This window comes from Collinsella aerofaciens (assembly GCF_039752955.1).
Taxonomy (GTDB): Bacteria; Actinomycetota; Coriobacteriia; order Coriobacteriales; family Coriobacteriaceae; genus Collinsella; species Collinsella aerofaciens_BI.
In genome coordinates this window covers 1-8,248 of the sequence record NZ_JBDMHB010000061.1, presented here as the reverse complement: position 1 = coordinate 8,248, position 8,248 = coordinate 1, and the positions used below count along the sequence as shown (strand labels likewise).

General features: G+C 60.5%; 5 protein-coding genes and 1 pseudogene. 1 reads left to right on the top strand and 5 read right to left on the bottom strand.

The features are described from left to right. The 4 genes and pseudogenes from ABHR75_RS09420 to ABHR75_RS09405 form a co-directional block, all read right to left on the bottom strand. Positions 1 to 315: pseudogene (locus tag ABHR75_RS09420) on the bottom strand (hypothetical protein); the annotation flags it as partial. 413 nt (positions 316 to 728) lie between these two features. Beyond that, positions 729 to 1,667, bottom strand: a complete 939-nt coding sequence (locus ABHR75_RS09415) for an AEC family transporter (RefSeq protein WP_346964187.1) — start codon at positions 1,665 to 1,667, stop codon at positions 729 to 731. A gap of 233 nt (positions 1,668 to 1,900) precedes the next feature. Further along, the gene (locus tag ABHR75_RS09410) at positions 1,901 to 4,429 is read right to left on the bottom strand and encodes a phosphoketolase family protein (RefSeq protein WP_346964186.1); all 2,529 of its coding nucleotides are present in this window, start codon (positions 4,427 to 4,429) and stop codon (positions 1,901 to 1,903) included. A 205-nt stretch (positions 4,430 to 4,634) separates the two neighbouring features. Further along, complete coding sequence (locus ABHR75_RS09405; RefSeq protein WP_346964185.1) at positions 4,635 to 5,663, bottom strand: LacI family DNA-binding transcriptional regulator; 1,029 nt, start codon at positions 5,661 to 5,663, stop codon at positions 4,635 to 4,637. Between the two features lie 183 nt (positions 5,664 to 5,846). Between ABHR75_RS09405 and murB the strand changes: the two genes are divergently transcribed. Then, positions 5,847 to 6,809, top strand: coding sequence for a UDP-N-acetylmuramate dehydrogenase (murB, locus tag ABHR75_RS09400; protein WP_346964184.1), 963 nt, complete (start codon positions 5,847 to 5,849; stop codon positions 6,807 to 6,809). 219 nt (positions 6,810 to 7,028) lie between these two features. Here the strand turns inward: murB and ABHR75_RS09395 are convergent, their stop codons facing one another. After that, positions 7,029 to 8,234 carry a coiled-coil domain-containing protein gene (locus ABHR75_RS09395; protein ID WP_346964183.1) on the bottom strand — a complete coding sequence of 402 codons (1,206 nt, stop codon included), beginning with the start codon at positions 8,232 to 8,234 and terminating at the stop codon, positions 7,029 to 7,031. Positions 8,235 to 8,248: the final 14 nt, after the last annotated feature.

The window sequence follows — 8,248 nt, the reverse complement described above, 5'->3', positions numbered from 1 at the left end:
CATATTACGCTTGGCAGCGTTTATTTTCGCCGCCTTGGCAGGATTTGCCAGGATACGCTGGGCAAATTCCTGTTTTGAGGCCACTTCCTCGGCCTCCGGATCGCCCGCCTCGGCCACTTCGCACTGCAACACATCCGCATAGTCAAAAATCTTCGGCTCGCCGCCGCGCTGATGCACGGCCCACTTGCGGCGCGTGGCATCCTGGTAGATAGCCGGCAAAAACGTAAACCGCGGCGGGTCCAAAATAGTATCCGTGATGGTAAACACATCGGGATCAAAGGCGTCCTGCGGGTTTTTCTTCTTGAACAGCCCCATATCAGCCTCCCGTACTAGCATTAAACAACTCAAGCCGAATATAGCACCAATTTCAAGCCGGCGCTTTAGCGCGTCGGTGCGTGGTGCCTATGGCTCGCTCAGCGGGGTAATACGGGCGAGGGCCGGGGTGGTTGGTATAGGTTTTGGAAGTGGGCTCCGCGAACTTCCAAAACCTATACCAACCACCCCGGCCCCGGCGATTTAACCTTGGCTGACCAAAGGTAGATGCGCTGTCTCTAAGGCAGCAACAGCAAAGTCCCCATTACATTAAATAATTATCAGACCCGCAGATCGAAACGGTCGAGAGGGCCCTGTCAGGCGGGGTGACTTTGTCCGGGGAAGTTCGCGAAGCCCACTTCCCCGGACAAAGTCACCCCGCCTGACAGGGCCCCAGCGCGAGACCGTCCCGGATGCTACGCACACAGCATTGTTACTAGCGGGATCGTCAAAATGGAGCAGATGATCGACAGGAAGGTGCATTGCATCATGGGGCGTGCGTCCTTACCGTATTGAAGACAGTACAGCGTGCCGTTGCTGCCTACCGGCATTGCCATCTCGAGCACGAGTGTCGTAATGAACATGGGCGTCATGCCCGGCCATACGCGGGCCACGGCAAGGCACGCCACCGGGACGATAACCAGGCGAAACGCCACGGCGACATAGGCACGCCAGTTGGTGAGCATGTCGAGCGGACGATACTTGGCAATGGACGAACCCATGAGCAGCAGCGCTGCCGGGGTGGTCATGGTACCCACGATGGAAATCGAATCGCCCACGACGCCCCAATCGGTCCATCCGGTCAAAACGACAATGAGCACGACAACACTCGCAATAAGGCCAGGGTTTTTGCAACAAGCGGCAAGATTTCGCAGCTGCTTCTTGAGGCCGCCTTGTGCGCCACTAAAGAGCATGACGCCGACGGTGAACATAAATATGTTAAGGGGAATGAGCGCAATCGAAGCGTAGAGCAGCGCCTGTTTGCCAAGCACCGCCTGAATGACCGGAAATCCGATAAAGCCGGCATTACCAAAGAGTACGGCAAAACGATACGAACATTCAGTGCCTTTGGGCACACGAAGAGCGGCCGTGACAACGAACGCAATAACGATCGCCACCACATACATGACGACAGACAAACCCATGAGCGAAAACGTATCGGCAACGCTCGGCAACTGCACATCGTCACCCAACGCCGACGAAAGCACCAAGCACGGCAACGCCACCTGCAGCAGCAAACGCGAAAGCTCGCGCTCAAACTCTGCCTTCATAAACCCCAGCTTGGAGATACACCAACCCAACAGGATTGGCAAAGAAACCGTCACCATCTGCAACGCCACGCTCGTAAAGCTCATCTACTCCCCCTCTTAGCTATTCCACGAGGGCCGGGGCGGGGTGCTTGGTTTTGGAAGTGGGCTTCGCGAACTTCCAAAACCAAGCACCCCGCCCCGGCCCCGACAATGTATCACTGGCTGACCAAAGTAAGATACACAGTTTCCAGGGCCGTAACAGCAACGACCCCATCACATTAAAAAATATCAGCCCCCGCAGATCGAAACGGTCGAGAGGGCCTGCTCCGGATGCCTACTTACTCGTTGTCGCCCGCGGTCATTTGGGTTGCGGAGAGCGCGCCGTCGGCTGCGGTTGCGGCAGCGGCGTCAGGCCAGACCCAGTCGGTGAAGGTCGGATGATCGTAGCCCTCGTCGCAGGCGAACTCGAAGGCCTCGGTGCGGAAGGCCTCCCACTCGTTGATTTGCTCGGCAAACTTGTCGGCGTCGACCATGCGCAGCACGTCGGCGGCCAGGGCCCAGCGGTCCATGTTGTTCAGGCGCAGCATGTCGAACGGCGTGGTCGTGGAGCCCTTCTCCTCATAGCCGTGGACGCGGAAGGCGTCGTGGCCGGGGCGGTTCCAGATCAGGCGGCGAATCGTGCCGGCATAGGCGTGGAAGGCAAAGAGGACGGGCTTCTCACCGCAGCCGAACAGCTCGGCCCAGCGCTCGTCGCTGATGGCCTGGTCGTTCTCGCAGACGTTCTGAATCTTGAGCAGGTCGACCACGTTGACGAACCACACCTTGATGCCCAGCTCGCGCAGCATGTCTGTCGCGGCCAAGGCCTCGAGCGTCGGCACGTCGCCGCAGGTGGCGACCACGACATCGGCCTCGGCGAGCGAGTCGGCGGTCGATGCCCACTCCCAGGTCGCGACGCCCTCGGCGAGCTCCGCCTTGGCCTCATCGACCGTCTGGAAAGTCGGGGCGGGCTGCTTGCCGCAGAAGATGGCGTTGACGCAGTCGGTGGACTGGTAAACGCGCTCGGCAACGGCAAGGGCCATGTTGGCGTCGGCCGGATAGTAGGCATTCACGATATGCGTATCGTTGGCCTTGTTGAGCAGCAGGTCGATAAAGCCAGGGTCCTGATGCGAGAAGCCGTTGTGGTCCTGACGCCAGACGTGGCTCGACAGCAAAATGTTGAGGCCGCTGATGGGGGCACGCCACGGAATCTCGCGCTTGGTGGCCTCGAGCCACTTGCAGTGCTGGTTGACCATGGAGTCGACCACGTGAACAAAGCTCTCGTAGGAGCTCCACACACCGGAGCGGCCGGTGAGCACGTAAGCCTCGAGGAAGCCCTCGCACTGGTGCTCGGACAGCTGCTCAACGACCTTGCCGGAGCCGGCCAGCAGCTCGTCGTTGGCCTCATCCTCGTAGAAGCCGGCATCCCACTGCTTTTTGGTCACCTTGTAGGCAGCCTGCAGGCGGTTGGACGCGGTCTCGTCGGGACCGAAGATGCGGAAGTCGTCCATGTTCTTAGCCAAGACATCGGCGGTGTACTCACCAAAGACGCGGGCGGCCTCGGTGGAGCCCCAGCCGTGGCCCTTCTCGGCAACGGGAATCTCGTGGGCGTGGATATCGGGCAGCTCAAGCTCGCGACGGACCTTACCGCCGTTTGCGTTGGGGTTGGCGCCGATGCGCAGCTCACCGGTCGGCATAAAGGCCGTCACCTCGGGGCGCACCTGGCCCTCGGGCGTAAAGAGCTCCTCGGGCTTGTAGGAGCGCAGCCACTCGCGAAGCACGCGGAAGTGCTCGTGGGTGTCCTTGGCGCTCGCCAGCGGCACCTGATGCGCGCGCCAGGAGTCTTCGGTCTTCTTGCCGTCGATCTGCTTGGGGCAGGTCCAACCCTTGGGCGTGCGGAACACGATCATGGGGTAGGCCGGACGGACCACGGTCTCGCCCGCGGCGGCCTGGGCCTGAGCGGTGGCCTTGATGTCGCAGATCTCGTCAAAGACCTTTTCAAACAGGGCGGCGAAGCGCTCGTGGATGCTCGCATGGCTCTCGTCGTCAAAACCGGCGACAAAGAAGTGCGGATTATAGCCCATGCCCTCAAAAAACTTGGTGAGTTCTTCGTCGGACACGCGGGCAAGGATAGTGGGGTTGGCGATCTTATAGCCGTTGAGATGCAGGATCGGCAAAACGATACCGTCGGTTGCCGGGTTCACGAGCTTGTTGGACTGCCAAGAAGTCGCGAGCGGACCGGTCTCGGACTCGCCGTCGCCCACCACGGCCACGGCCAGCAGGCTCGGGTTGTCCATGACGGCGCCATAGGCGTGGCTGAGCGTGTAGCCGAGCTCGCCGCCCTCGTGGATGGAACCGGGCGTCTCGGGCGCAAAGTGGCTCGGAATGCCGCCGGGATAGGAGAACTGGCGGAAGAACTTCTGCAGGCCAGCCTCGTCATCGGTGATGTCGGGGCGAATCTCGCGGTAGGTGCCGTCGAGCAGCGACTGGGCAGTACCGGCGGGACCGCCGTGGCCAGGACCCATCAGGAAGATGGCGTTCTGGTTGTGGTCGGCGATGAGGCGGTTGACGTGGCCGAACAGGAAGTTGATGCCGGGCGTGGTTCCCCAGTGACCGACCAGGCGGTGCTTAACGTCCGGACGGCCGAAGTCACGCGTCTCGCCGGTCTTCTCGTCGACAAAATCGGCACGCATCAGCGGGTTGGAGCGAAGGTAGATCTGGCCGACGGACAGATAGTTCGAGGCACGCCAATACAGGTCGACACCCTCGAGCTCGGAAGCCGGAACCTCATGTCCCAGTTTTTGCCACGGCGTTCCCAGTGTTTTAGCCATTGTTTATGTCCCTTCGCTGCGCGGTCACCCTCCGATACGGCAACCTTTCGTTGGGACTAGTATATTTGCTAAAACGTTTTATCAAGGTGAAAAAAACGTTTTATCATCCTTATTTGCCTTATGAATCGGCAAAACGAGACATTCACCTGCGGCATTGCCTGTCACAGGTACTTCACAATCGATCTCTACGAATTGATAAACGTGTTTAGTTGTGTTTAGTAAGCTCGAGCACGCTGTCCTTTACGATGAGTACAGGCTCCAAAACCACCTCTTCGGCACGCCTGCCGCCCTTGCCGGCAAGCCGCTTGGACATGCAGCCAAAAGCATGCTCGGCGAGCACACCCGGATCCTGCTCAATCGCCGTCAGCGCTGGCTCAAAGAGAACGTCGGCCGCCGAGTTGTCATAGCTTACGACCGAGATATCGCCCGGAATGCTCTTCCCCATCTCGTGCAGGCGCTTGAGCAGGCCGAGGGCAATGTTGTCCGAGCTTGCGAACACGGCGGTGGCGTCGGTTGCGAGCACCGCCTCCGAGGCCTCGTAGGCACTCGGGATGTAATACTCGCTCTCGAACTCCAAGCGCGCATCGATGGGCAGCCCCACCTCGCGCAGCGCACGCTCGTAGCCGGCGAGACGCTTGCGGCCCGTGTTGGACCGGCGCGCGTTGACCAGGCAGGCGATACGACGGTGACCCTGTTCGATTAGATAGCGGGTGGCCATGTAGCCGCCCATCTCGTGGTCGAACATCACCTTATCGCACTCGAGTCCCTCGATTGCGCGGTCGACCATTACGGCCGGGATGGGAAGGTGACTCACTTCCTCGCGCAAAGCGCGGTCATCAGAGAACTCGTCGCCCACCACTAGGAAGACGCCATCGACACCACGGGTCACCAGCTGGCGCAGGAGCTCCAGATCGTCCTCGGCGCTTCCGCCCGAGCTGGTAATAAAGAGCGCGTAGCCGTCCTCGCGGCAGCGCTTTTCCAGGCTGCCGGCGAGCGAGGCAAAAAATCGGCTCTCGATGTTGGGAACGATAAGGCCCAGCGTGCGCGACTCTCGCATGACCAGGCTGCGCGCGATCTGGTTGGGAACATAGTGGTTGCGTGCCGCGACCTCCTTGATGAGCTTGCGGTTTTCTTCCGAGATGCGACAGGGCCGATTGTTGAGCACAAGCGAGACCGACGAGGGGGAAAGCCCCACCTCCTGGGCGATCTGCTTCAGGGTTACCTTGTTGGCCATCTCGCTCCTTCCGGGTTTACGCGCAATCTCTTGAAAGTATAGCGACTGCCCATCTACCTCGGTGATAAACACTTTACCAATCCGGTAGACGGCTGTTTTATCGCCGCCAGCGCACCAAATCCGTCCGGGTGGGGTATATTGCAATCGATTGATGACAACGACCACCAAAAGGCGGATATTCGTATGCACGAGAACGACTTTTTTAACGAGGACCTGCTGTGCGCGCTTGCTGGCGTTGCCGGCGAGGACAACGTGCTGATGAGCGAGCCCATGCGCGAGCACACCACGTTTAAGATCGGCGGCCCGGCCGACGTCTTTGTCACGCCCGATACCGAGCAGGGCCTCGTCGCCACGCTCGATACCTGCTATCGCTGCGATCTGCCCCTCACCATCGTGGGCAACGGCTCCGACCTGCTCGTCGGCGACAAGGGCATCCGTGGCGTCGTCGTGGCGCTGGGCGAGGGACTCTCCGACATTACGGTCGACGGCACGCACGTCACGGCGGCAGCCGGCGCCTTGCTTTCCGATGTCGCCGCTGCGGCAGCCAAGGCCGGTCTAACCGGCATGGAGCCCATCTCGGGCATCCCCGGATCGGTCGGCGGCGCCTGCTACATGAACGCCGGTGCCTACGGTGCCTGCATGGCCGATGTGCTGGAGTCCGTGCGCGTCTACAAACCCGCTCGCCAGCTCGACGATTGCACCCGCGGCAGCGGCAACATCATCGAGTTCGATGTCGACGAACTCAACCTGGGCTATCGCAAGAGCCGCATCGCCGACGACGGCTTTATCGTTCTTTCTGCCACCTTCAACCTCGCACCGGGCAACGCCGCGATGATCAAGGCCGACATGGACGACTACCGCCAGCGCCGCGAGGACAAGCAGCCGCTCGACATGCCGAGTGCCGGCTCCACCTTCAAGCGCCCCGAGGGCCACTTTGCCGGCAAGCTCATCATGGATGCCGGCCTGCGCGGCCATGCTGTCGGCGGCGCACAGGTAAGCGAAAAGCACTGCGGCTTCATCGTCAACGCCGACCACGCCACCGCCGCCGACGTCAACGAACTCATCCGCTACATCCAAACAACCGTCAAAGACCAATTCGGCGTAGACCTAGAACCCGAAGTCCACCGAGTAGGCGAATTCCTTTAACAAAGAAGGCCCCGAAAGGGGCCTTCACCATAATTTATTCAGATAACCCAGTCCGGTGTGTCGCGCTCAGGACCCGAGAGGGCCGGGACAGTCCGAGAGGCATAAGGTTGATCGCGAGTTCCGCACGAGCCGGAGAGCACTTAATGTGCTCTCCGTGCGAGCAGGACTGCCCGAGCAGGCAACCTTATGCCTCTCGGGCTGTCCCGGACCAAGCCGCAGCTACGACAGCGCAATACCGCCAAGCCAGCCCCAACGCACGCCAGAGCCAGTGCCATAGAAGCTAATAAACGAATCGAGCGACTTAGACGTAATGGCACCCTCGTTGCTCATAACGATGCCGCCGCCAACGTAGATACCCACATGACCGTAGATGAGGCCCGGAGCACCCGTGCCGCTGTGCGAGGAATCGGCCACGATCATGCCCACCTGCAGCGCCGAGCGGTCGGAGCTATAGCACCATGCGTTAAACATATCGCATGCGTTACCGCCAAAGTAGCCAACGCCGGCGTTACGGAAGACATTGGTAACCCACGCCGCGCACCAGTTCTGACCCGGCGAAGGCGTGGAGTAGCACGCGTTGACGACGGCCTGCTGTTTGCCCGAGCCGGCATTCTGTTGCGGGGTTCCGGGCGCATACGATCCGCCACCCGAACTCGAACCACCCGAGTAGGAATTGTTCTTGTTCGCGGCGGCAGCGGCAGCGGCGGCCTTCCTGGCAGCCTCCTCAGCCTGGGCGGCAGCGAGGATCTCGGAATCGCGCTGAGCCATGAGCTCCTTGACGTCGTCGGAAAGACCGTTCAGCACGGTCTGGACTTCTTGCTGCTTGGCCTGCATATCCTGCATCTGAGCCGTCTGCTGGTCCTTGAGTTTTTCCAGGTCGGCCTTTTGTGCTTCGAGCTCGGTCTTCTGTGCGTCGAGCTCAGCCTGAATCGTCTGGATATCCTCGATGGCATCGCGGTCGCTCTTGTTGATCTTCTCAACGTAATGCGCGTTGGCGACGAGTTCCTCAAACGAGCCAGAGGCCAGCAGCAGCGACAGGATGTTCGTGCCGCCGGACTTGTAGCTGGCGGCCACGCGATCGGAAAGGTCGTTGCGCTTCTTCTTGAGCTCGGCCTTCTTTTCATCGATCTGGGCCTGCGTGCCGTCAATCTTGCCCTGGACATTCTCGATGTCGTTGAGGGTCTGGGCATTCTTGTTGGCCAGCGCCGCATACTCATTTGCGATGCTGTCGAGCTGGGCCTGAACCTCGTCGAGCTGGGCCTGGGCGGCATTCAGTTTATCGGTTGTTTCTTTGGAAGCCTCCGCCGCATGGGCGCGAGTGGGCAGGCCAAAAAGAACTGCCGCAGAAGCGGCGCCGAACAGGGCCTTAAGGGCAGTGCGGCGCGAGAGCTCCTGGGAAAGGATGGAATCGCTGTTTGGTGACATATGTACTCCGTTAC

Bases quoted from the DNA above. Each gene is read 5' to 3' on its own strand.
- ABHR75_RS09415 (WP_346964187.1), bottom strand. From the start codon at position 1,667: ATGAGCTTTACGAGCGTGGCGTTGCAGATGGTGACGGTTTCTTTGCCA.
- ABHR75_RS09410 (WP_346964186.1), bottom strand. From the start codon at position 4,429: ATGGCTAAAACACTGGGAACGCCGTGGCAAAAACTGGGACATGAGGTT.
- ABHR75_RS09405 (WP_346964185.1), bottom strand. From the start codon at position 5,663: ATGGCCAACAAGGTAACCCTGAAGCAGATCGCCCAGGAGGTGGGGCTT.
- murB (WP_346964184.1), top strand. From the start codon at position 5,847: ATGCACGAGAACGACTTTTTTAACGAGGACCTGCTGTGCGCGCTTGCT.
- ABHR75_RS09395 (WP_346964183.1), bottom strand. From the start codon at position 8,234: ATGTCACCAAACAGCGATTCCATCCTTTCCCAGGAGCTCTCGCGCCGC.